This is a genomic window from Gordonia alkaliphila (genome assembly GCF_039542465.1).
Lineage (GTDB): Bacteria > Actinomycetota > Actinomycetes > Mycobacteriales > Mycobacteriaceae > Gordonia > Gordonia alkaliphila.
Genome location: NZ_BAABIE010000011.1, coordinates 115539 through 137147 on the forward strand (window position 1 = coordinate 115539; position 21609 = coordinate 137147).

The 21609-nt window shown below is 69.9% G+C and carries 24 protein-coding genes; 14 read left to right on the plus strand and 10 right to left on the minus strand.

The genetic code is table 11. From position 1 onward, the window contains the following. Nucleotides 1–32: 32 nt before the first annotated feature. Both ABD989_RS12680 and ABD989_RS12685 read left to right on the plus strand, forming a co-directional pair. Nucleotides 33–983: an FtsX-like permease family protein gene (locus tag ABD989_RS12680; RefSeq protein ID WP_246994617.1), complete on the plus strand. Its 951-nt coding sequence runs from the start codon at nt 33–35 to the stop codon at nt 981–983. Between the two features lie 40 nt (nt 984–1023). Further along, a complete protein-coding gene (locus tag ABD989_RS12685; RefSeq protein WP_345313748.1) occupies nt 1024–1728 on the plus strand; it encodes an ABC transporter ATP-binding protein in 705 nt (234 codons plus the stop codon). Between the two features lie 93 nt (nt 1729–1821). Here the strand turns inward: ABD989_RS12685 and glpX are convergent, their stop codons facing one another. Beyond that, on the minus strand, nt 1822–2808 hold the full coding sequence (gene glpX / locus ABD989_RS12690; protein WP_345313749.1) for a class II fructose-bisphosphatase: 987 nt from the start codon (nt 2806–2808) through the stop codon (nt 1822–1824). Between the two features lie 95 nt (nt 2809–2903). Here glpX and ABD989_RS12695 point away from each other — a divergent pair, with 95 nt between their 5' ends. Further along, a complete protein-coding gene (locus tag ABD989_RS12695) occupies nt 2904–3473 on the plus strand; it encodes a DUF4245 domain-containing protein (RefSeq protein WP_345313750.1) in 570 nt (189 codons plus the stop codon). An 11-nt stretch (nt 3474–3484) separates the two neighbouring features. Here the strand turns inward: ABD989_RS12695 and ABD989_RS12700 are convergent, their stop codons facing one another. Genes ABD989_RS12700 through ABD989_RS12710 form a run of 3 tightly spaced genes read right to left on the minus strand, consistent with a single transcriptional unit; the run spans nt 3485 to nt 5705 of the window. Further along, nucleotides 3485–3706 (minus strand): exodeoxyribonuclease VII small subunit, encoded by a 222-nt coding sequence (locus ABD989_RS12700; RefSeq protein WP_246994626.1) that lies wholly within the window; start codon nt 3704–3706, stop codon nt 3485–3487. Beyond that, nucleotides 3703–4968 carry an exodeoxyribonuclease VII large subunit gene (gene xseA, locus ABD989_RS12705; RefSeq protein ID WP_345313751.1) on the minus strand — a complete coding sequence of 422 codons (1266 nt, stop codon included), beginning with the start codon at nt 4966–4968 and terminating at the stop codon, nt 3703–3705. Before xseA ends, ABD989_RS12700 begins: the two co-directional genes overlap by 4 nt. 23 nt (nt 4969–4991) lie before the next feature. Beyond that, a complete protein-coding gene (locus ABD989_RS12710) occupies nt 4992–5705 on the minus strand; it encodes a lipid droplet-associated protein (protein WP_345313752.1) in 714 nt (237 codons plus the stop codon). A 34-nt stretch (nt 5706–5739) separates the two neighbouring features. Here ABD989_RS12710 and ABD989_RS12715 point away from each other — a divergent pair, with 34 nt between their 5' ends. Further along, a complete protein-coding gene (locus tag ABD989_RS12715; RefSeq protein WP_345313753.1) occupies nt 5740–6693 on the plus strand; it encodes a 4-hydroxy-3-methylbut-2-enyl diphosphate reductase in 954 nt (317 codons plus the stop codon). 58 nt (nt 6694–6751) lie between these two features. Here ABD989_RS12715 and ABD989_RS12720 read toward each other — a convergent pair whose 3' ends face one another. Together ABD989_RS12720 and ABD989_RS12725 are read right to left on the minus strand one after the other, a co-directional pair. Next, the gene (locus ABD989_RS12720; protein WP_345313754.1) at nt 6752–7021 is read right to left on the minus strand and encodes a hypothetical protein; all 270 of its coding nucleotides are present in this window, start codon (nt 7019–7021) and stop codon (nt 6752–6754) included. A gap of 101 nt (nt 7022–7122) precedes the next feature. Further along, complete coding sequence (locus ABD989_RS12725; RefSeq protein WP_345313755.1) at nt 7123–7839, minus strand: NrtR DNA-binding winged helix domain-containing protein; 717 nt, start codon at nt 7837–7839, stop codon at nt 7123–7125. Nucleotides 7840–7904: 65 nt separating this feature from the next. Here ABD989_RS12725 and ABD989_RS12730 point away from each other — a divergent pair, with 65 nt between their 5' ends. Next, the gene (locus ABD989_RS12730) at nt 7905–8888 is read left to right on the plus strand and encodes an ADP-ribosylglycohydrolase family protein (protein WP_345313756.1); all 984 of its coding nucleotides are present in this window, start codon (nt 7905–7907) and stop codon (nt 8886–8888) included. A gap of 19 nt (nt 8889–8907) precedes the next feature. Here ABD989_RS12730 and ABD989_RS12735 read toward each other — a convergent pair whose 3' ends face one another. The 3 genes from ABD989_RS12735 to eccD are packed head-to-tail and all read right to left on the minus strand — an operon-like array spanning nt 8908 to nt 12350. After that, nucleotides 8908–9471, minus strand: coding sequence for a mycothiol transferase (locus tag ABD989_RS12735; RefSeq protein WP_345313757.1), 564 nt, complete (start codon nt 9469–9471; stop codon nt 8908–8910). Nucleotides 9472–9522: 51 nt separating this feature from the next. Next, nucleotides 9523–10890 (minus strand): type VII secretion-associated serine protease mycosin, encoded by a 1368-nt coding sequence (gene mycP / locus ABD989_RS12740; protein WP_345313758.1) that lies wholly within the window; start codon nt 10888–10890, stop codon nt 9523–9525. After that, complete coding sequence (eccD, locus tag ABD989_RS12745; RefSeq protein ID WP_345313759.1) at nt 10890–12350, minus strand: type VII secretion integral membrane protein EccD; 1461 nt, start codon at nt 12348–12350, stop codon at nt 10890–10892. Before eccD ends, mycP begins: the two co-directional genes overlap by 1 nt. Before the next feature lie 143 nt (nt 12351–12493). Between eccD and eccCa the strand changes: the two genes are divergently transcribed. From eccCa to ABD989_RS12790, 9 genes are all read left to right on the plus strand, one after another. Then, a complete protein-coding gene (gene eccCa, locus ABD989_RS12750) occupies nt 12494–13984 on the plus strand; it encodes a type VII secretion protein EccCa (RefSeq protein ID WP_345313760.1) in 1491 nt (496 codons plus the stop codon). Nucleotides 13985–14012: 28 nt separating this feature from the next. Further along, entirely contained in the window at nt 14013–15479 is a 1467-nt protein-coding gene (locus ABD989_RS12755) for a recombinase family protein (protein WP_345313761.1), read from the plus strand. A gap of 687 nt (nt 15480–16166) precedes the next feature. Then, nucleotides 16167–16463 carry a helix-turn-helix domain-containing protein gene (locus ABD989_RS12760; protein ID WP_345313762.1) on the plus strand — a complete coding sequence of 99 codons (297 nt, stop codon included), beginning with the start codon at nt 16167–16169 and terminating at the stop codon, nt 16461–16463. A gap of 81 nt (nt 16464–16544) precedes the next feature. Beyond that, entirely contained in the window at nt 16545–17516 is a 972-nt protein-coding gene (locus tag ABD989_RS12765; protein ID WP_345313763.1) for a hypothetical protein, read from the plus strand. A 79-nt stretch (nt 17517–17595) separates the two neighbouring features. Beyond that, entirely contained in the window at nt 17596–18924 is a 1329-nt protein-coding gene (locus ABD989_RS12770; protein ID WP_345313764.1) for a hypothetical protein, read from the plus strand. A 59-nt stretch (nt 18925–18983) separates the two neighbouring features. Continuing rightward, nucleotides 18984–19607, plus strand: coding sequence for a hypothetical protein (locus ABD989_RS12775; protein ID WP_008376919.1), 624 nt, complete (start codon nt 18984–18986; stop codon nt 19605–19607). A 97-nt stretch (nt 19608–19704) separates the two neighbouring features. Beyond that, complete coding sequence (locus ABD989_RS12780; RefSeq protein ID WP_345313765.1) at nt 19705–19902, plus strand: hypothetical protein; 198 nt, start codon at nt 19705–19707, stop codon at nt 19900–19902. After that, entirely contained in the window at nt 19899–20114 is a 216-nt protein-coding gene (locus tag ABD989_RS12785) for a hypothetical protein (RefSeq protein WP_345313766.1), read from the plus strand. Before ABD989_RS12780 ends, ABD989_RS12785 begins: the two co-directional genes overlap by 4 nt. After that, nucleotides 20111–20419: a hypothetical protein gene (locus ABD989_RS12790; RefSeq protein ID WP_345313767.1), complete on the plus strand. Its 309-nt coding sequence runs from the start codon at nt 20111–20113 to the stop codon at nt 20417–20419. Before ABD989_RS12785 ends, ABD989_RS12790 begins: the two co-directional genes overlap by 4 nt. Nucleotides 20420–20427: 8 nt before the next feature. On the opposite strand, the gene ABD989_RS12795 is transcribed toward ABD989_RS12790, so the two are convergent. Continuing rightward, complete coding sequence (locus ABD989_RS12795; RefSeq protein ID WP_345313768.1) at nt 20428–21465, minus strand: tyrosine-type recombinase/integrase; 1038 nt, start codon at nt 21463–21465, stop codon at nt 20428–20430. Nucleotides 21466–21609: the final 144 nt, after the last annotated feature.

Below are 21609 nucleotides of genomic sequence, written 5' to 3' on the forward strand. Positions count from 1 at the left end.
AAATCCGACGGTCGGCGGGAAAGTTCGGCCTCATGGCCGGGGTGATCGCGCTGCTGGCGTTCATGGTGGTGGCGTTGTCGGCGCTGACCGGCGGCTTGCGTGACCAGTCGGTGTCGGCGGTCGAGGACCTGCCGGGCAGCGGTCTGGCCGTGCAGGTCGACGGCTCGGGGGCAGCGGTCGGCCTGGGCGACAGCCGGCTGGATCCGACGGCGGTCCGGGCGATCGAGTCCGCCGACCCCGGTGCCGCGCCGCTGGGCATCACGATGACCAGCGTGGGCTTTCAGGACGTGAACTCGGCGGTGGCGGTGTTCGGTCGCGACAACGCCGGCCCCGGCGTGCGACTGAACGACGAGACGGCCAAGACGCTCGGCGTGCAGGTCGGTTCGCCGGTCACGATCGGCGGTGTCGAGTCGCGGGTGTCGTCGATCGGTGACACCCAGCAGTTCGCCCATTCGCCGGTCGCCGAAGTGAACCTCGACCTGTGGCGCCAGGCGGCCCACCGCGATGACGTCTCCGCGATGATCACGACCAAGCAGATCAGCGGGATCGACGGCGTCTCCTACGCGCACGGCAACGCTCGACTGAATCTGATTCCCGGGTACTCGTCCGAGCACAATTCGCTGCTGCTGATCCAGGGGCTGCTGCTGGTGATCTCCGCGGTGGTCGTGGGCGCCTTCTTCGCCGTGTGGACCGGACATCGGCTGGCCTCGCTCGCCGTGGTCCGCGCCATGGGCGCCAGCAAGGGTTACCTGGTGCGCGACGGCCTCGGCCAGGCGTCGGTGGTGCTCTTCACGGGCCTCGCCGTCGGTGCGGCGGCCGGCGCCGGAGTCGCCTGGGCGGCCGAGGGCGTGGTCCCCATCGCCATCACCGCCAGCGGTGTGCTGCTGCCGGTGGTCGTCATGGCGGTGCTCGGTCTGGCCGGCGCGGTGCTCGCGCTGCGACCGCTGACGTCCGTCGATCCGCTGACCGCCCTCAACCGATGAACACCCACCGTTCCCACCCGCTACGAGCAGAGGAGATCTGATGAGCCTGCGACTGTCCGACGTGACCCTGACCTATCCGGACGGCGACGACGGCCGTGTCACCGCCGTCGACGGTGCGAGCCTGACGGTGGCCCCGGGCCAAGTGATCGCCCTGACCGGCCCCTCCGGCTGCGGCAAGTCCTCGGTGCTCGCGGTGGCCGGGACCCTGATCCGCCCCGACTCGGGCGTCGTCGAGATCGACGGCACCGCGGTGGGCGAACTCAAGGAGCCCGAGCGGGCGAAGATCCGGCGCGAGGCCGTCGGCTTCGTCTTCCAGAACGACAACCTGCTACCCGACCTGACGGCGCTGGAGCAGATCCTGCTGACGGCGCATGTGCGCGGTGAACGCCCGTCGAAGAACCGGGCGCAGGCCCGCGAGCTGCTCGACGCGGTGGGCCTGTCCGAGCACGAGAACAAGCTGCCCGGCCAGCTCTCCGGCGGTATGCGGCAGCGCGTCAACATCGCTCGCGCGCTGATGGGGCCGCGCAAGGTGCTGCTGATCGACGAGCCGACGTCGGCACTCGACCAGGCACGTGGCCGCGCTGTGGTGGAGCTGATCGTGCGGCTCAGCCGCGAACGCGAGCTGGCGGCGCTGCTGGTGACGCACGACCTGCAGTCGTTGGAAGTCGGCTCGGCGACGGGTGCGGACGCTCTGGTCCACATGCTCGACGGACGACTGCTCGACAGCGAGCTCGTCGACGCCTAGCAACTCCCGAAACGGCCCCGGCCGCCCTTCCGAACGAAATCGGAAGGGCGGCCGGGGTTTTCGGTCCGTGCTGGACTTACGGCTGGGCGGGACTCAGAGGTCCAGGCGTGCGTACTCGCGCAGCTTGGTGGTCTGGTGCACGGCCTCGATGCGGCGGATGGTGCCGGACTTGCTGCGCATCACCAGCGAACGGGTGGTGGCGCCGTTCGGGCGGTAGGTGACGCCGCGCAGCATGTCGCCGTTGGTCACGCCGGTGGCGCAGAAGAACGAGTTCTCGCCGCGCACCAGGATGTCGTTGGTGAGGACCATGTCCAGGTCGTGACCGGCGTCGATCGCCTTCTGTCGCTCGGCCTCGTCCTGCGGCCACAGCTTGCCCTGGATCTCGCCGCCCATGCACTTCATGGCGACGGCCGAGATGATGCCCTCGGGGGTGCCGCCGATGCCCATCAGCATGTCGACGGAGTTGCTGTCGTCGGCCGCGGCCACCGCGCCGGCGACGTCGCCGTCGGAGATCAGACGGATCTTGGCGCCGGCCTCGCGGATCTCGCGGATCAGCTCGGCGTGGCGGGGACGGTCGAGCACGACGACGGTCAGGTCGGCGACGTCGATGCCCTTGGCGGCGGCGACGGAGTTGATGTTCCAGGCCACCGGCTGGTTGATGTCGATGGCGCCCTTGGCGTCCGGGCCCACGGCGATCTTGTTCATGTAGAACACGGCCGACGGGTCGTACATGGTGCCGCGCTCGGAGACGGCGATGACGGCGATCGAGTTGGGGCGGCCTTCGGCCATCAGCGTGGTGCCGTCGATCGGGTCGACGGCGACGTCGACCTCGGGGCCCTCGCCGTTGCCGACCTCTTCGCCGTTGTACAGCATCGGGGCTTCGTCCTTCTCGCCCTCACCGATCACCACGGTGCCGCGCATCGAGACGGTGGAGAGGAGTTCGCGCATGGCGTCCACGGCGGCGCCGTCGCCGCTGTTCTTGTCGCCGCGGCCCACCCAGCGGCCGGCAGCGAGCGCTGCGGCTTCGGTGACGCGCACCAGTTCCATGGCGAGGTTACGGTCCGGGGCTTGCTTCGACATGCTGTCGACTCCTTGCGTCGTTGCGTGAGATCCCGTCAATTCTGCCATGACCTGCGATTCGCTTGGGCTCCGGCCCGACTGCGATACTGGGCGGCATGGCGGAAAAGAAACCTCGCATCCTGCAGGACAGCCGAGACATGGTCTGGTCCATCATCCCGCTGCTGCTGATCTGTCTGGTGATCGCCGGCATCGCGGGCAGCTGTGCGTGGGGTTTCGGCGACGCAGCCAACGAGCAGAAGGTGCCGACCTTCAACAGCGCAGCCGCGTTCACCGCGGACGCGCGCAGCATGCCGTTCCCGATCCGCGAGCCCGCGGTACCCGCCGAGTGGCAGTCGAATTCCGGCTCCACCAACACCGTCGGCACGTCGCTGGCGAGCAACGTCGGGTGGATCACCGAGAACGGCACGTTTGTGCAGCTCACGCAGACGGCCGGTCCGGAGGATTCGCTGGTCCCGATGTTGGGCGGCGAGGGCGTGATGGGCACCGGCACCACCGACGTCGCCGGCACCACGTGGGTGACCTACGACAATCCCGAGGGCAATCGCACGGTCTGGGTCACCGATCTCGGCGACGTCCGGATCGGACTGCTGGGCCGCGGGATCGATCCGCCGCTGGCCACGCTCGCCGAAGCCGTGCAGAAGGCGCAGCCGCTGCCCAAGCCGTAACGAGGGGGCGCTCAGTCGTCGGCGGCGTCGCCGGACTGCAGTGCCGACTCGATGCGTTCGGATGCGCCCTGCAGCTGGGCCAGGCAGTGCTTGGCCAGTTTCTCGCCGCGCTCCCACAGCGCCAGCGACTCGTCGAGGCCGAGACCGCCGTGCTCCAGCGTCGACACCACCTGCGCGAGTTCGTCGCGGGCCGCCTCGTAGCCGAGGGTGGTCACATCTGCCGTATCGGTCACGACGCTGTTCCTTCCGGATCGGGGGTTGCTGTGTCGGTCGAGTCGACGACGGCGCCGACCGCACCGTCGGCCACCCGGATACGCACCCGCGCTCCCGGCGGCAGTTGATCGACGCTGCCGACCGCGTGCGGGGCGGCGTCGTCGATGCGTTGCACCACGGCGTAGCCGCGGGCCAGGGTCTGCGCCGGGCCGAGGGTGGCCAGTCGGGCCGCGAGCTGCGTGTGCCGATGCTGCTCGACGGTGAGGTGATGGTCGACGGCGCGTCGCAGGTCGGCACGGAAGCGGTCGATCACGGCGCGCTGCTCGTCGATCAGCCGCTGCGGCCGGGACAGCACCGGACGGGCCCGCAGGCCTTCGACGGTGCGGAGTTCGCGGGCGACCCAGTTGCGCAGTGCGTGCGCATTCCGGTTCCGCAGGGTCTCGATCGCGGCGGTCTCCGCGGCGACGTCCGGGACCACCCGCTTGGCGGCGTCGGTGGGGGTGGCGGCACGGACGTCGGCGACCAGGTCGAGCAGCGGATTGTCCGGCTCGTGACCGATCGCGCTGACCACCGGGGTGCGGCAGTCGGCCACCGCGCGCAGCAGCGTCTCGTCGGAGAACGGCAGCAGGTCCTCCACGCTGCCGCCGCCGCGGGCGATGATGATCACCTCGACCTCGGGGTCGGCGTCGAGCACCGCCAGTTGATCGAGGATGGCGGGCACCGCGGTCGGGCCCTGCACGGGCGCCTCGCCGATGCGGAAGCGGACGCTGCTCCACCGGGCGGTGGCCACGGCGACGACGTCGCGCTGGGCGGCGCTGCTGCGGCCGGTGATCAGGCCGACGGTGTGCGGCAGGAACGGCAGGGGGCGCTTACGCCGGGCGTCGAACAACCCCTCGGCGGCCAGCAGGCCCTTGATCCGTTCGATCCGGGCCAGCAGCTGCCCGATGCCGACCGGTCGGATGTCGGTGACGCGTAGGGACAGCGTGCCGCGTCCGGTGTAGAAGTTCGGCCGGCCGTAGACCACGACCCGCGATCCTTCGGTGAGCGGAATCTCGCTGCGGCGCAACAGGTTCGGATCGCATGTCACCGACAACGACAGGTCTGCGGCCGGGTCGCGCAGCGTCAGGAAGGCCGTGCGCGTGCCGGGGCGGGCGTTGATCTGGGTGAGCTGTCCCTCCACCCAGACCTGGCCGAGGCGGTGAATCCAGTCCGCGAGCTTGAGGCTCAGGGTCCGCACCGGCCAGGGGGTGTCCGCGGAGTTCGGTGGGGCTCCCGATGTCACGGGAGGTCCGTCGGGGTCACGAGTCAGGCGCCGGACTTCTTCTGGTGGCTGGCGATCCGGTTGTCGATCATCGTGGCGAACGGCGCACGATTGCGGTTGTCGCGCTCGTAGTCGGCGAGTTCTGCGAGCTCGTCGGCGCTCAGGCCGCGCAGCTTGGCGCGCAGCTGGGCCAGCGTCAGGCTGTCGTAGTCGAGGAGGACCACCACGTCGGGCTGATCGCCGTTCGCGACGGCCGGTGCTTCGGCGTCGGCCTCGGCGACGACCTCGGCGGGCGGGGTGCTGTAGAGCGCGAAACGACCGGTTGCGGCGGGGGCTTCGGCCTCGGCGGCCGGGGCAGCGGCGGGCTTGCGCGCGGCGGCCTTGCGGGCGGGGGCCTTCTTCGCGGGCGCGGCCTTCGCGGGTGCGCCATTCGCGGGGGAATCGACCGATTTCGGGGCCACGACCGCCGGTTCGGTCGCCGACACGGCGGGTGGGATGGAGATCACCGGGTCGTCGTCCTCGTCGAACCGCGCCCACTCCGGCTGCTCTTCGGTCTTGTCGCAGTAGGGGGCGAAGAATTCGTCGCCCTTGATCGCCATTTCGGCGATGTTCTGCTGCAACCGCATGCCGGCCTGCAGGCCGCGGCTGACCGCCGTCATCGGGAAAGTGATGATGCGGGTGGGCAGGCGCTTGGTCTCATCGATGGTGGTTACCAAGACTCCGGCGGCCACGAGGGCTGGGTACGGAGGACGTCTCATGCTTTTACTGTGCCACACCCGTACGCTGGGACTTATGTCCAGTACCAAACGCGTCCTGCTCGCGTCACCGCGGGGCTATTGCGCAGGCGTCGATCGAGCGGTGGAAACCGTCGAACGCGCTCTCGCCAAGCACGGTGCCCCGGTGTACGTCCGCAAGGAGATCGTGCACAACCGCCATGTCGTCGACACCCTGACCGAACAGGGCGTCGTCTTCGTCAACGAGACCGACGAGGTGCCCGAGGGGCAGCTCGTGGTCTTCTCCGCCCACGGTGTCTCCCCGGCGGTGCACGCCGATGCGGAGAAGCGGAACCTGCGCACCATCGACGCGACGTGCCCGCTGGTGACCAAGGTGCACCAGGAAGCCAAGCGTTTCGCCCGTGACGACTACGACATTCTGCTGATCGGCCACGTCGGCCACGAAGAGGTGGAAGGCACCGAAGGCGAAGCGCCGCAGCACATTCAGGTGGTGGAGGGCCCCGACCAGGTCGACGACGTGCAGGTGCGCGACGAGTCCAAGCTGGTGTGGCTCTCGCAGACCACGCTGTCGGTGGACGAGACCATGGAGACGGTGCGCCGGCTCCGCGAGCGTTTCCCGCTGCTGAACGATCCGCCGTCGGACGACATCTGCTACGCCACGCAGAACCGACAGAGCGCGGTCAAGGCCATGGCGCCGCAGTGCGACCTGGTGATCGTCGTGGGTTCGCAGAACTCGTCGAACTCGGTCCGCCTCGTGGAGGTGGCGCTGCAGAACGGTGCGCAGGCCTCCTACCTGGTGGACTACGCCCGCGAGATCGATCCCGCGTGGCTCGACGGCGTGATGTCGGTCGGCGTCACCTCGGGCGCCTCGGTGCCGGAGATCCTGGTGCGCGGAGTGGTGGAGCTGCTCGCCGAGCACGGCTTCAACGATGTCGACACCATCACCACCGCGGAGGAGACGCTGACCTTCGCGTTGCCGCGGGAACTGCGTCCGGCGCGCAACCCCCGCTAACGCGCTCGCTCGTTCGCGTACGACCTAGTACCCCCGCCCCACGGCGGGGGTACGTCTGTCAGGCGGGTGTCAGGAGCAGGACGTTCGTCATGCCCACGCTGGCGGCGAGGAGCAACGCCGCGATCACGACGGTGAACACCCAGGCGGGGATCACGCGGGTGCCGCCGCTGATGGCCAAGCCGATGCAGGCAACCGCGTAGAGCAGTCCGGCGCCGAATCCGATGGGGATGGCCACGGAGACCGCGGCGACCAGCGCCCCGGCGACCACCAGCAGGCTCGACAGAAGGATGCGCTGACCGCGCGGCGCGGTCGTCGTCGGATTGTTCATAGTCGACGACGGTAGAATCCACGCGCCGACGATCGCGGCGAGAGGGCCGCGAAGGCCCAGTTCTGGGCCCTTTTGTCGGTTCCGGTCCGGAATTTCCACGGCTATTCGCCGGGGGCGGCGTCCCGGGCGGATCGCCGGTACAGCGCGGCGGGGCGGCCGCGCAGGCTCTCGGCAAGCACGGGTTCTCCGTCCTCGAGCACCGGTTCCAGGAGTGGCTTCATCCGGCGGTTGAAGTTGTCTTTGTGGACCGGCTGGCCGATCACCGCCTCGTGGACGCGGCGGAGCTGATGGAGCGTGAACGGCTCGTCGAGGAAGCCGTCGGGGTCGGGGAGGGTGTCGGCGTAGCGGTGCCGGAACTCGTAGCGCTGGCGTAGTTCTCGGACGGCGTCGGCGACGATCCGGTCGTGGTCGAACTGGAGCGGTGCTTCACCGTCGAGTCGGCCCTCGGTGTCGACGCGGACCAGGTCACCGTGCGCCGCGTCCAGGTCGGCTGCGCGCATCGACAGCGCGTGCGCCGCGGAGATCACCCACGAGCGGCTGTCGCGGTCCGGGTCGTCGAACAGCCGCAGCAGCCGCGGTCCTACCTCGCCGTCGGGCGTGATCCCGATCTTGCGACGGAACACGTCTGTCGTCGTCTGCGCGACGGTGGTCCGCTCGCGCAGGAACCCGCCGGGGAGCGCACGCCCGTCCGGGTCGGTGCGGTCCTGAATCAGCACGCGCAGCTCGGGGTCCGACGTCCCCGCGCCGGTGACGGTGAGAATCGCCAGATCCACGGTCACGCCTGGTCGGGGGAACTCGTCGAGCGGTGTTCCGGCCATGAACCCACATTAGCGCTGATGGCGCGCTAATGTATGGCGAGAATGACATGTTAAAGGAGGTTGTGATGGATCACGACTCACTCACGCCGGCTCAGCTCGACCGTGCCTGCGGCGCGGTGCTCGGCTCGGCGACCGGCGATGCGCTCGGCGCACCTTACGAGTTCGACAACCCGCGCCCGGGACCGGACGGACCCAAGATGATCGGCGGCGGCCTCGGGAACTTCGCGCCCGGCGAATGGACCGACGACACCACAATGGCGTGGGGGATCCTCGACGCCGCCGCCACCGGGCTGGATCTGCGGTCCGAGGAGGGATTGACCGCGGTGGCGCGGCATTTCCACGATTGGTACCGGTCGGGCCCCGCGGACATCGGTATCCAGACCGCGAGCGTGCTCCGGGCCGTCGGACCCGATCCGACCGGGATGGGAATGACGGCGCAGGCGTACGACCACCACGCGGCGACCGGCCGGACGGCCGGCAACGGGTCGCTCATGCGGACCGCGGCCGTCGCCCTGCCGTACCTGCACGACGCCGACGCGGTCGCCGAAGCGGCGCGGAAGGTGAGCGCGCTGACGCACTACGATCCGCGAGCCCAGGAGGCCTGTGTCCTGTGGTCGTTGGCCATCCGGTCCGCGGTGCTCGACGCGACGCTGGACCTGCGATCCGGTCTCCGCTATCTCGACGACGACGGCAGGGCCTACTGGACCGCACGGATCGGCGAGGCCGAGCAGGGCGATCCGTCGCAGTTCCGTCCCAACGGGTGGGTCGTCACCGCGCTGCAAGCCGCGTGGTCGGCCATCATCCACACCGAGGTGCCCGACGATCAGCCGCACCGCCACTTCGGCGACGCCCTGGTCGCGGCGATCCTGATCGGCGACGACACCGACACCGTCGCCGCGATCGCCGGCGCACTGCTCGGCGCCCGCTGGGGTGCGTCCGCGATCCCGGCCGACTGGCGGGACATGCTGCACGGCTATCCGGGACTCAGCGGAGAGCAGCTCGTCGAGCTCGCGCGCCGGGCGGCCACCCTGGGATCGGGGCGCAGCTAGCGGCAGGTGGTCGTCGAGGTCAGGTGTCGTCGGGCCACTCGATGCCTTCGGAGACCACGGCCATGGTGGTCTGTCCGTCGAGGGCCTCGCGGAGGATGTCGGCGTGCCCGCAGTGGTGCGCGGTCTCGCGGAGGCGGTGCAGCACGATCTGTCGGACCGACCACCACTGGCGTTCCGGCGTCCACGGTGCGGTGGCCTGGGGAATCAGCTCGTCCAGGCTGTCGATGTCGGCGATCACGCGCTCGAACTCGGCGGCCGCGGCCCGGTATGCGCTGAGCCAGTGATCGAGGGTGTCGTCGGCGGTGAACGTGTAGGCATCGCCGAGCGCGGCCAGATCCACTTCGGCGTTCTCGTCGCGTTCGACGATCTCGCGGGCGGTGTCCTGCTCACCGATGGCGACGTGTTTGAGGATGCCGCCCAGGGTCAGTTCGCTGACCGTGCTGCGGGTGCGTGCCTGCTCGTCGGTGAGCCCGCGCACGGTGATCATCAGCAGATTGCGCTGGTCGGCGTAGATCTGCAGCAGATCCTGCTTCTCGCCGGTGACGGTGACGCTGAGTTCGGCGGAGGTGTAGTTGCCGGCCATGGCACGTCCTTTGCTCGGGGCACCCTCCACACTACGAGCGCCGACCGGACCTCAGGAAGAACCGGATCCGTGCTCCGGTGCCGGTGTGCGCCGCCGACGCTTCGATGCGAAGGCCGCGACCAGAACGGCGGCGCCGCCCGCCAGGGTGCAGGCGACGGTGATCGCCGCCCGGTGGTCCGGCCGATCCGGGTGGGGCGCGGCCAACCGAGTGGGCGGCGGTGCGGCCGCAGCGTTCGGAAGGTCGGCGGTGAGCGCCGCGACCGGGTCGACGACGCCGTAGCCGGTCGCGGCGTCCTGATCGGGACCGCCGCGGGCGGTCCGCACGATGCGATCGATCACGTCGTCGGCGGACAGCTCGGGGAAACGGGCTCGGACCAGGGCGACGACCCCGGAGACGTAAGCGGTGGCGTAACTGGTCCCGGCCAGACGGCGCGGTCCGTCCTCGCCGTCGAGCGCGTCGACCAGGCGGCCGCCGGCCACGCTCACCACCTCGGTGCCGGGCGCGGCGACGGTGACCCACGGACCGGCCAAGCTGAAGGGGGCCGGCGCCGCGGTGGTCGCATCCACCGCGCCGACGGTCAGGATCTCGCGACCGAACCGTGCCGGGGACGCGGTGGAACGCACCTGGTTCCAGGCGTCTCGGGCCGACGCGGCGGCCAGTGGGTTCTGCTCGCGGCAGCCGCCGACGTCGGAGAGGTTCCCGGCGGCGGCCACGACCACCGCGTCGCGGCTGCGCGCGAAGGCGAGGGCGCTGGCGACGGCGTCGTCGTCGACCGCGGTTCCGGCGGGGAGACAGGCGGCCTCGGAGATGTTGATGACCCGCGCGCCGAGTTCGGTGGCGCGCACGATCGCCTTCGCGAGCGTGCTCAGCGGGCCGTATCCCGCGCCCATCGACGCTGCCGACCCGCGCCGATCGCGAGCCTCGTAGGCGCCGCTGGACTGGCGGATCGCGATCAGGCGGGTCTCCGGTGCGACGCCCGCGAAGCCGTCGGTCGACGACGACCGGGCCGCGATGATCCCGGCGACGAGGGTGCCGTGCAGGTCGCAGTCGGTCAGGCCGTCGCCGGTGCTCACGTAATCGCCGCCGGCAGTCGGCCGATTCAAGCGCTGGTGCGGCGTGACCCCGGTGTCGATCACCGCCACCGTGACGCCGGCGCCGCGGCTGAACCGCCAGGCCTGCGCGATGTCGAGGAGGCGATGGCCGGCGGGCTCGGCCGCCGGGTCGGCGGTCAGCGGCGCGGGGCGCGCGCAATGGGTGCGCTGCTCCGTCGGTTGCGCGGGGCCGAGGGGTTGCGCGCTGACCGGAACCAGCGCTGCGACAACGGGATCGGGGCGGGCGCCGGCCGGTCCCGGGGCGGCGGCGAGGACGGCGAGCGCGGCGACCGCGACGAGTCGGGTCGCGGCTCCGGACGCAGCCATCAGAATTCGCGGATCGCGCGGTAGGTTCCGAGGAGCCACAGCAGCAGCGGGATGATCGCCACGATCACCGCGTACTCGGCCAGCTCCAGGGTGCGGCGCTGCAGGGGCGAGAACTCGTGCGCGTCGGCGGTCGTCCCGATCACGAAAGCCACTGCGGCCACGGCGATTCCGCCGCCGACCATGGCGGCGACCGAATCGCTGCCAGCCAGCGTGGCCAGCAGGCAAGCGGTGCCCGCCGCGATCAGCGCGGCGCTCTGGGTGCGGTCCGCGTGGGTGCGCCCGCGGGCGATCAGCGCGACGGCGATCGTGCCGCACAGCAGCAGTGAGGTGAGGGAACCTCCCCAGCCGGTCGCGACGACCACGGCCGCGGCCGCGGCAATGACGCTGCCGCCCAGCACGATTCCGGTGAGGTAGCCGCCCGCCAGCTTGGCTCGGCGCGCGAACCGGTCGAGATCCACCAGTGCCAGATCAGCGATGGCTGCGACCGAATCGACGCCCTCGACGACAGCGTTGCCCACCTGCTCCGGCAGCGGGGGAGCGAGCGTCGGCACCGGAGGCAGCGGCAGGCGCGCGGCCGCGATCGCCGTCCGCGGCGCCAGCAGAATCACATACACGGCGACGACGGCGACCACGGCGGCCGCGCTGCGCAGGTTCCCCGACGTCGCCATCGCGATCAGACCGGCACCGCCGAGCAGCGCGCAGAGGGTGCTCAAGCCCGCATGCAGCGCCGGGCCGACGCCGGTGCTCCGATGGACGACGAGGGCGGCGACCAGTCCGCAGGCGCCCGCAGTGGCGAGGGCCGGTCCCACGGTATTCGGTTGCGGCGCAAACGAACCCGCTGTCGCCGCGGTGAGGGTGGCGCACAGCGAGAGCGTCGCCGTGCTGCGCGGATCGACGCCCGCGCGGTTGCCGAGAATCGCCGCGGTCAGCAGCACCAGCGCCGTCGCGCCGAAGACTGCGGCGCCGACCACGGCCGACACGGGGGCGATACGGCCCGCGGTCACCGCGAACAGGGTGCCGGCCAGTGCCGCGCCGTAGCCGAGCATGCGTGCGGATTCCGCGGTCCAGCCGAGTGCGTGCCGACCGGCCAGCTGAGCGAGGCCGTCGACCACATCGTCGACCAGCGCGTCCGGCACGGAGGGGCCGTCGTCGACGATCACGAGCAGTTCGCCGTCGACCACGCCCGCCTCGGCCAGGGTGGACTCCACCGGGAACGGCGCTGCGCCGATGCGGGCGAGTGTCCAGCGCGGAAGTCGGTCGATCAGGTCGGGATCGTCGACCGGCGGGGCCGGTAGGCGGAGTAGATCGAGCAGGTCCGGTAGGAGTGCGGCGATCGCCGTTCCGGTCGGCAGGGCGACGTCGAGCTGGGTGTCGGCGCCGAGAACGGACAACCGCACCAGTTCCGGTCCTGCGACCGTCGTCCCCGATTCGGCCGATGGCGCCTCGTCAATCGTGGTCATTCCGCAAACCCTCCCCCGAGGTTCTTGATACAACCTTCACCATCGCCGTGAGGCGACGATGGTGGTCGACTCTAATCACGTGAGACGACGACCGGAGCGTGATTCGGGGGAATCGCGTGGACCACGACTTCGGGGGGAGTCCGATGGGTACGACGGTGGCTTTTGTGCGCCCGCGGCGCGTTTCGCAGCCGGTGGCGCCGGGCGGCGAACTGGTTCTCACCGGGCCGCCGGAAGTGGCCCGCGGAGCACCGCAGAGCATGTTGGTGCGGCTGTTGCCCGTGGTCATGGTGGTCGCGGTGGTGGGCATGGTCGCGCTGATGATGATGACCGGCGGCCGGGGCGCGCTGTCGAATCCGCTGTTCCTGATGTTCCCGCTGATGATGGTGATGTCGATGGTGGGCATGCTGGCCAGCGGTGGTCGGGGCGGCCCCGCGCGCTCGGCGGAGCTGAACGAAGACCGCAAGGACTACCTGCGCTACCTGTCCCAGACGAGGGAGAGCGTCGGAACGACGGTCCGCGACCAGCGGACGTGCGCGGCCTGGTCGCATCCAGCTCCGGAGACCCTGCCGGTACTGCTCGGCACGGTGCGGATGTGGGAGCGCCGACCGGGCGACGCCGACTTCCTGCAGATCCGTCTCGGGGTAGGCACCCAACCGCTCGCCACGGCGCTCGTCCCGCCGGAGGTGGCCCCGGCCGAGGACTTGGAACCGGTGTGCGCGTTGGCATTACGGCGCTTCGTCCAGACCCACGCGGCGGTGCCGCAGTTGGCGAGCGCGGTGTCGCTGCGCGGCTTCCCGGCCGTCGGTGTGAGTGGACCGCGCGACGCCGCGTTGGGGCTGGTGCGGGCGATGCTCGGCGCACTGGCGGTGCTGCACGGACCAGACCATGTGCTGATCGCGATCGCCGCGGAGGATCCGGGGGCCCCGGACTGGGACTGGGCCAAATGGCTGCCGCACGTGGCGCACCCGACGGAGCGCGACCGGTTGGGCGCGGCGCGCATGCTCTACGACAGCCTCGACGCGCTGGAGACCGACCTCGCCGACGACCTCGCCGAACGCGGCCGATTCTCCCGGTCGGCGCCACCGGTCGGGGCCCGGCCGCACCTGATCGTGGTGCTCGACGGCGGGCCGCGCACCGGCGACGAAGAGCTGGCGGTCGGTGCCGGGAGGGAGGGCCTGACGGTACTCGACCTGCGGCCCGACCCCGAGTCCTTGGCGGCGCGACGGGGACTGCGCCTGGTGGTCGAAGCGGGCAGTGTCTCCGCGCAGACGGTCGCCGGGGTCGAACGATTCGCGAGCGCGGACACGCTGTCCCTCGGCCGCGCCGAAGCGTTGGCGCGAGGTCTTGCGCGTTTCCGGCCGGCCAGCAGTCTGCCGCTGCCGGGACTGGACATCTCGCAGGTGGCCACCGATCCGGGACTTCCTGCGCTGCTGGGGATTTCCGACGCGGGTGCGTTCGATCCGCAGCGCGCGTGGGCGGGCCGATCGGCGCAGCAACGACTCCGCGTGCCCATCGGTTACACCGTCGACGGCACCCCGGTGGACCTCGATCTGAAGGAGAGCGCGCACGGCGGCATGGGGCCGCACGGGTTGTGCATCGGTGCGACGGGCAGCGGAAATGGACAGCAGCGATAGTGACTTCAATGCCGCTACGATGCCCCGTATGCCCTCAGCAGCGATCTACACCCGCATCTCACTCGACCGATCCGGCGAAGGCGTCGGCGTCGAGCGGCAAGAGGAGGCGTGCCGACGGCTCGCCGAGCTGCACGGCTACACCATCGTCGGCGACGCGGTCAGCGACATCTTCTGCGACAACTCGCTGTCGGCCTACAAGGACGTCGACCGTCCGCGCTACAGGGCGCTCTGCGACCTCATCGAGACCGGTGAGATCACGCGCGTCTACGTCTACAGCACCGACCGACTCGCACGGCGCACCCGCGACCTCCTCGACCTGATGGACCTGATGCGCCCCCGCGGCGTCACCGTCCACGCCGTCACCGGAGAGGGGATCGATCCTGCGAGCGCCAATGGTGCATTGATCACCACGATTCTCGGTGCCGTTGCCGAGCAGGAGAGTGCGCACAAAGCGGAGAGGATCCGCGCCGCTTACGAGCAGCGGGCGCACAGTGGCAAGCCGAAGACCGGCGGCCGGCGACTGTTCGGCTACGAACGCGACGGAGAGACGATCCGCGACGACGAAGCCGCACTGCTGCGCAAGGCCGCCCAGCAGGTCATCGACGGCGACAGCATCCGGGCCATTGCAGCCGAATGGAACGACAAGGGCTTCACCTCTACCCGCGGCAATGCCGTCGACTCGGCCATGGTGAGATCACTGCTCAAGAACCCCTACATCGCAGGGCTCTCTACCTGGAACCCGACCGACGCCGACGGCCGGCGGCTGCTCCGGAATCGCGAGATCGTCGGGGAGGGGAGTTGGCCAGCCATCGTCGAGCCGGACCAGTGGGAGCGGGTGCAGGCCGTGCTGAACGACCCGACGCGAGTCAGCAACAAGATTGGGAACACCCCTCAGCGACTCCTCTCCGGCCTGCTGCTGTGCCAGTGCGGGCAACCCATGTACCGCCGCACCCGACCGCGCAAGAGCGGCGGCGACCGCTACTCCTACTACTCCTGCAAGCGTGTTGTGCCCGGCAAGCACGTCCACATCGGCTCCGACGACACCGACGCCGCGGTGGAGGCGCTGGTCATCGAGCGCCTGAAACGCACCGACCTCGCCGCGGCGCTGGCCGCTGCTGCCGCCACCGACGATCACTCCGCCGAGCTCGCCGAGCTAACCCGTGAGCGCAGCGATCTGCTGGCCCGGCGCGACGAACTGGAAGAGGCCGTCGCCGACGGGGCGATGGCGGTGCAGGCGTTCGGCCGGGCCATCGCGCGGGTGGAAGCGCGACTGGCTGCCATCGACGAGGCGATCGCCACTCTGTCTGCGTCCGCGGATGCGCCACCACTGGCGGAGATCGCTGCAGCCGAGAACGTCGAGGTTTGGTGGGCGGGCGCCGATCTCATGCGCCGCCGCCGCATCGTCGACCACCTCATGACCATCGTCGTCGGGCCCGGCAAGCACGGCGCGAAAAGGTTCGATCCGCACCGCTTGAACGTCACCTGGAAGCACTGATCTGCGGCCGCGCAGCGGCCACTACCGACCCCGCGGCAACCGGATTGCCGCGGGGTCGTCGCCATTCGGCTACTTCATCGCGTGTTTCACCCCAGTTGCTTGGACCCCCTGCCGGAACCGTGGCCGATGATGTGACGATGACGCAACCGATTACCGGCAGCCGACTCCTCGTCGGAGACAGGATCGTCGCCTTCACCGCGCCCGACGCCGAATACACCGTCCGCCGCATGTGATTCACATCTCAATTTGGCGCGTCTGGTAGGATGTGGGCGGCTAAACTATACGAGCCAAATCTGCGCCCTCTGCGCGATTTCAGCGCCTCCCTCGCACCCTGGCTCCCGCCGAATTTCCCCTGTAGAAAGTTGCTGCACTGCAAATGCGCAGCGCAGCAACATGAGGGGTTTCCAGTGCAATATCCACAGGCCGCACGGCAGATCGCCGTGCCATGGGTAAATTTCGCGAGCAGGACGCAGCCGGGCGCCGCAGGCTCCGGCCCCGTCCTCGTGGCGCGCCCGCGGGGGTGACCCCTTGCGTGGACACCTGTCGCTCGAGCGACGCTCAGTGCTTGCGCTTTGTCGGATCATCCGTAACATTTCGTGTAGCCCTAGGGCTACATTGATTGCCGAGGGGATAGAGGGGGTGGATCGGCCATGACCTTCGCACGCGCGCCCGTGCCATGCTGGGGGTATGCCCGCGCCAGAAGACCGACTCACGCCGCCCCAGCGGCTGCGTCGCGCCGTGCGTAGGGAAGCCCTGGCTGCGGCGCTGATCCAGGCTCGCCAGGCCGCGGAGATGACCCAGACCGAGCTGGCCACGGCCTCAGGGATGAGCCGCTCGGCCATCGCGCGCCTGGAATCGGGCGACGCCTCCATCGGTTCAGACCGCCTCTGGGATATCGCTGTCGCGCTCGGCATGCGGCCGTCTGCGCTCTTCCTGATCGCTGAGGCCGACGAGGCCGCGGCCGAGACTCTCGACGGCGCCTGATCGCCTGTCACCCTGACGGGCGACTCATCCATCACCACCACCGCCGACGCGGTTCACGCGGTCGGCTGCTCACTCACACCCGTGAAGGGATTCATCATGTCCTCACCCGGCTCTGCCCAGCCGACTGACTACTATGCCGTGCTCGGCCTGAACCCGGCCGCTCCGCCGCACGCGCTGCTCGCACAGCTGGCCCACCGCATCGCCCAGACCCCTCCCGGCTCTGATCGGCACCTCGCCGAACAGGCCCGCGCGATCCTCGGCGATCCCGCGAAGAAGTCGATCTACGACGCCCGCCTGCGCGATCCGCAAGCGCCGCCGTGGACGCCGCAGGAACTCCATGAACTGGCTATGGCTCAGCCTGGCCGACCCGCAGCCAGCGGCATCGCCGCACAGCTCGCGGCCATCCCGCGCCGTGTCCTCGCGGTCGTCGCCGGTGGCCTCGCCGTTCTCCTGGTCCTGGTCATCACTGTTGCGTCGTGTGCCGGGGGCAATGGAGGCGACGTTGCGTCCAGCGCTCACGACTCGACGGTGATGGACAGCGGCGGCAATAGCCGTAGTGATGACCAGATCAGGCCGAATGCGCGGTTGCGTGGCGCGGAGTGGAAAAGTGTCTCTGACACGCCGTCCTTCTACCTGCGCCTCGTAGAGGCTTATGCCCTGCCGAGCGATATCGCCACGGGGCTCAAGGAGTGCTCGGGTGACCGGTGTTCTCTAGCTCAGTACCAAGACAAGAACATCGGCGTGGTCATCAATAACAACACGCCTGGCTACGACTCTCCGGCGGTTGCGATCTTCACCCCTGACGGTGCATTGGTTTCCAGCAGGAGCTATGAGAACGGCGCAACACCAGAGGCGTTCGATCTTCAGAAGAAGGCTCGGCAGGGCTACTTCCGGATCACCGCGAGCGACGGGATCGTGATCCCGGCGGGCTCGAACGGAAGCGAGCCGGAAATGCACTACGGCCTGGCAGTACTCGCCGACGCCTTCGACAAGACCGCGGTGTGGGTGTTGCTGCGTGACGGCACCCACCTCTTCAAAGCGAACATCCACTGATTCACGCCGCACAAGGCCGCCGCTGCGCACGGCAGCGGCGGCCTTTGTCGTCCCCGCATCACTTCGGAAGGGGCTCTCGATGGCCATCTGCACGCTCGACCGTCCACGCTATGACGCCCTGACCGCCGCAGCGGCTCCGGTCCGGCACGCCCGGCTCTCATCACTCATCGTCGGCACCAGCGCGGCCGCGGCTGCGCTGGTGGTGTGGCTGCTCAATCTCCTCTTCGTCGACGTCGCGGCCCGCGGCCATGGTTCGACTCTCCGCGCCGCATTGACCCAGTGGGACGCCAAGTGGATGACCCTGATCGCCGACCACGGCTACGCAGGCTTCACATACACCGCTGATCCCGCCGAGCCGACGATACTGCGCTCCGTCGCGTTCTTCCCCGGTTATCCGACCGCCGTCCGCGTCGTCGACGCGCCGCTGACGATCTTCGGCGTCGACGACGCGACGCTCATCGCCGCCGTCGTCACGTCGGCAGCAGCCTCGCTCGCTCTGGCCTGGGGCGCCGCCGCCCTGGCCCTGGAGATCTGGACGCGGGCCACCGGCCGAGAGGCCGGCCTGGCCGCCTCGATCGCCGTCTCCGTCGTCGCGTCCGTTGTAGTCTTCGGCGCACCGATGGGCATCGTCTACCAGATGCCCTACTCGGAGTCCTTGTTCACCGCACTGGCGGTATGGGCGCTCGTCGCGATGATCCGCAGCCGCTTCGGCGTCGCCGGTGTCCTGGTCCTGGCCGCCGGCCTCGCCCGCCTCACCGGCGCGGCCCTGGTCGTCACGCTCGCCATCGCGGCAGCGGTCGAGCTCATCGACTACTGGCGACGACGCGGTACCTTCGCGGCCACGACTTTTCCCTGGGCGGCCGTGACGGCGCCCATCGTCGGAGCACTGGGGATCGGCAGCTACTTGCTCTGGGCCAGCGCTCAAACACGCAGCGCCGGAGGATACTTCGCCATCCAAGACCGTGGGTGGGGTAGCGGATGGGACTGGGGGCGGTCGACGGTCGGCTGGATCGGTGATCACGTTGTCGGCGGCTTCGCGGACGCGACCGCGGCCGGGTACACGATCTCGGCGTGGTCGATGATCGTCGCGGCAGCGCTATGCGCGGCGGGACTGTGGCCGGTCGTGCGCGGCCGCCTGCCCTGGCAGCCATGGCTGTTCTCTGTCGGCGTGGCCGTCATCGTCCTGGGCTCGGGCGGAATCATGCACAGTCGGCCGCGGCTGCTGCTGATCCCGGTCTCGCTGCTCATGCTGAGCTTCGCCGTCCTGGACATCAGCGCGGCCGCGCGAGCGACGTGCCGGAAGCGGTGGGCCGGCGGTGTCGCTGTGATTGGCAGCCTTGTCGCCTGGTGCGTGCTCGGCGTCTGGGTATCGACGTTCATGTTGATCGACTTCGACTACGGCATCTGAGGCCGCGCAGCGGCCACCGGGGGCTCGGTGACCTGTCCACTGAGCCCCTGGAGGCCGTCATGTCCCCACTCACCAGCCGCTCCGGCGCCCGCCTGGCCGTCACCCGCACTGACGACGTCCTGCCCGGCCACGCCGCGCTCATCACCGTCGTCAGCGCCGGTGCTGACATCATCGATCTCGACCCGGTCAGCGCCTACAAGCTCGGTCGACTGCTCATCGACGCTGCGGGCGACGAAGGGTACCGCGAGCACCTGATCGCCCTCGGGCGCCTGTCGCCGGGAGCGCGTTCAATGAACCTTGCCGAAGCCATCGAGCAGCACAATGACGCAAACGCAGTTGTGCCCGGTGACGCCGACTACCTCTACTCGTCAGGTACCCCCGATGACAAAGGCTTGCTGAACGCCGCGATTGAGCTGATCCCCGAAGCCTGGGCCATCGACATCGCGGCCGCCGCTGCCGCGGAAAAGATGGGTGTCTCCTACGCCCCAGCCCGCACAGGACTGCGAACTGATGTCATCCAGCGCCTCACCACCGCTTTCGCTGAACGTGAAGGTGATCCCGACTGGGCGTCGTTGTCTCAAGGACGGCAACTGGACGAGTTGTTCCCGAAGTACAACGGCATTGGTGTGTGGGAGCTACTTGACGAACTTGGGATTACTGCCGTCTACGTCTCGTACGCCTGACGCCCCGCCGGGGGCACCCGGGCAGGCCAGGTCGCTGCGCTCCCTGGCCGGCCCGGTTCAGACGACGTGGTGCCGGTTGGTGCGATGTACTGGAGCGATGGACGAAGAGGATGATCTGACACCCGAAGAGATCGACGCGCTGTTCGAGCAGACCCAGCCGATCGGCAACGCGCTCAATGCCGTTTACCAAGCCGAGCTGATCGTCGCGGCCGCGGCCACCCCGATCCCGGCCCACGTTCGCGCCCGTCTCGACGCCACCCTGCGCGACCTCACCGACGACGAGGACGCCCCATGACCGACGACTTCATCCCGGCCACCGACGACCAGATCGTCCGCGCCCTGGCCCAGGCCGACGGAGTGCTGGCCGCGGCCGAGTTCACCATGAGCCCCGACGACCGCGCCGCCTCCGACGCCGAGATCTCCGCGGCCATGCGCGGCGAGCAGAGCTTCGACGACGCCGTGGCCGCCGGTCTGGCGCGCATCACCGGGAAGGGCACAGCCCCATGACCAAAGAAGATCCCCTGCACGTCAGCTTCCACGTCCGCGACGAAGCCGCCGCCCGATACCTGGACAAGCTCATCGCCCGCTCCGGCGGTGACCCCGACGAGTGGTTCAACGGCCTGATCGACGAGGCCCGCCAGGCGGCCATCGCCGCCGTTCCGGCCCGGCTGGCCGCATTGGCCGAATCGGTGAGCCGCAGCATCGACTACGAGACCGTGGCCGCCTGGGACGGGGTCGCCCCGTCCAACCCGCCGCCGCGCCCGGCTTCGGCCCGGGCGATCCGCGGGGACTCGACCTGGCGGACCCGGTGAGCTCGCCGCTACACGAACGGCACGCTGAGCTTCTCCACCGCTGCACGCCGGGCCTCGATCCCGCGTCGGTCGTAGCCGGCCGTCGTCGACGGTGAGGTGTGCCCGACGATCTTCGACACCGACGACAGGTCCGCGCCGGTGTCGAGAAGGTCTCCGACGAATGTGCGCCGCAGATCGTGCGGCCTCACAGCCTCGTCCTCGCCGGCGAACCGCCGCTTGACCGCGGCCGCGACGGCGTTCACCGACAACCGCCCGCCGACCACCGCTACCCGCGGCACCGTCTTGCTCATCGGTGTCAGCAGCGGGCCGTCGTCCTCGCCGCGCACCTCCAGCCACGCGACCACCGCCCGGCGCACGCCCGGCGCCAGCGGCACCGACCGGACCACCGCGCCCTTGCCCGTCACGACCAGCGTCTCGCGCCCACCGTCCAGGTCCGCCAGGTCCAGCGCCGCCGCTTCCTCGCGCCGCAGGCCGGCCCCGACCAACAGTGCGATCAGCGCGGCATCGCGCCGGGCGGTCAGCGACTCGTCGCCGGCCATCGCCGCGAACGCGGCCCTGACCGTCGCAGCACCGATGTGGCCGCGCGCCTGCTTCTCCTCGTCGCGGCCGATCTGCTCCGGACGCAGCGCGCTCAGCGCCACCGTCGCCGCGTCGTGGGTCATGAGCCCCGCGTCCCGGCAGGCGCGCACCACCGCTCTGACAGAGTCCCTCATCGCGTTGCGCGTGGACGCCGCGCCCCATGTCTGACCGATGCTCCTGTCCAGCGTCTCGAATGCTTCGTCCGGTAGCGCGCTCCAGTCGGTCGACCACACCGCCACGGGGGAGTCGACCTGTCCGGTCGACATCACCACTCGGGCCAGCCGCTCCAATCGCAGCCGCGCCGTCTTCTCCGACCCGCGCGCCACCGCCAGCGCCACCGACCGGTGCACGCCGGCTGGCACCGGGCTGCGCGCGTCGTCGACCGCCGCGCGCACCACCGCGGCCGGCACATGTGCCGGTGCCGTCAGATTCTCTCGGTTCAACCCCTCGTACACCTCGATGTCCATGTGCCCAGCGTACCGAGAATGATTGGTCGATAACATACATTATCGCTATACGTTCCACTGGTGGCACGGGGCCGCAGGCCCCGCCACAATGATGGGTAGACGATGCGGTCGTGATGGTCCGCGTCGTCCGCGTCGAACACCCCC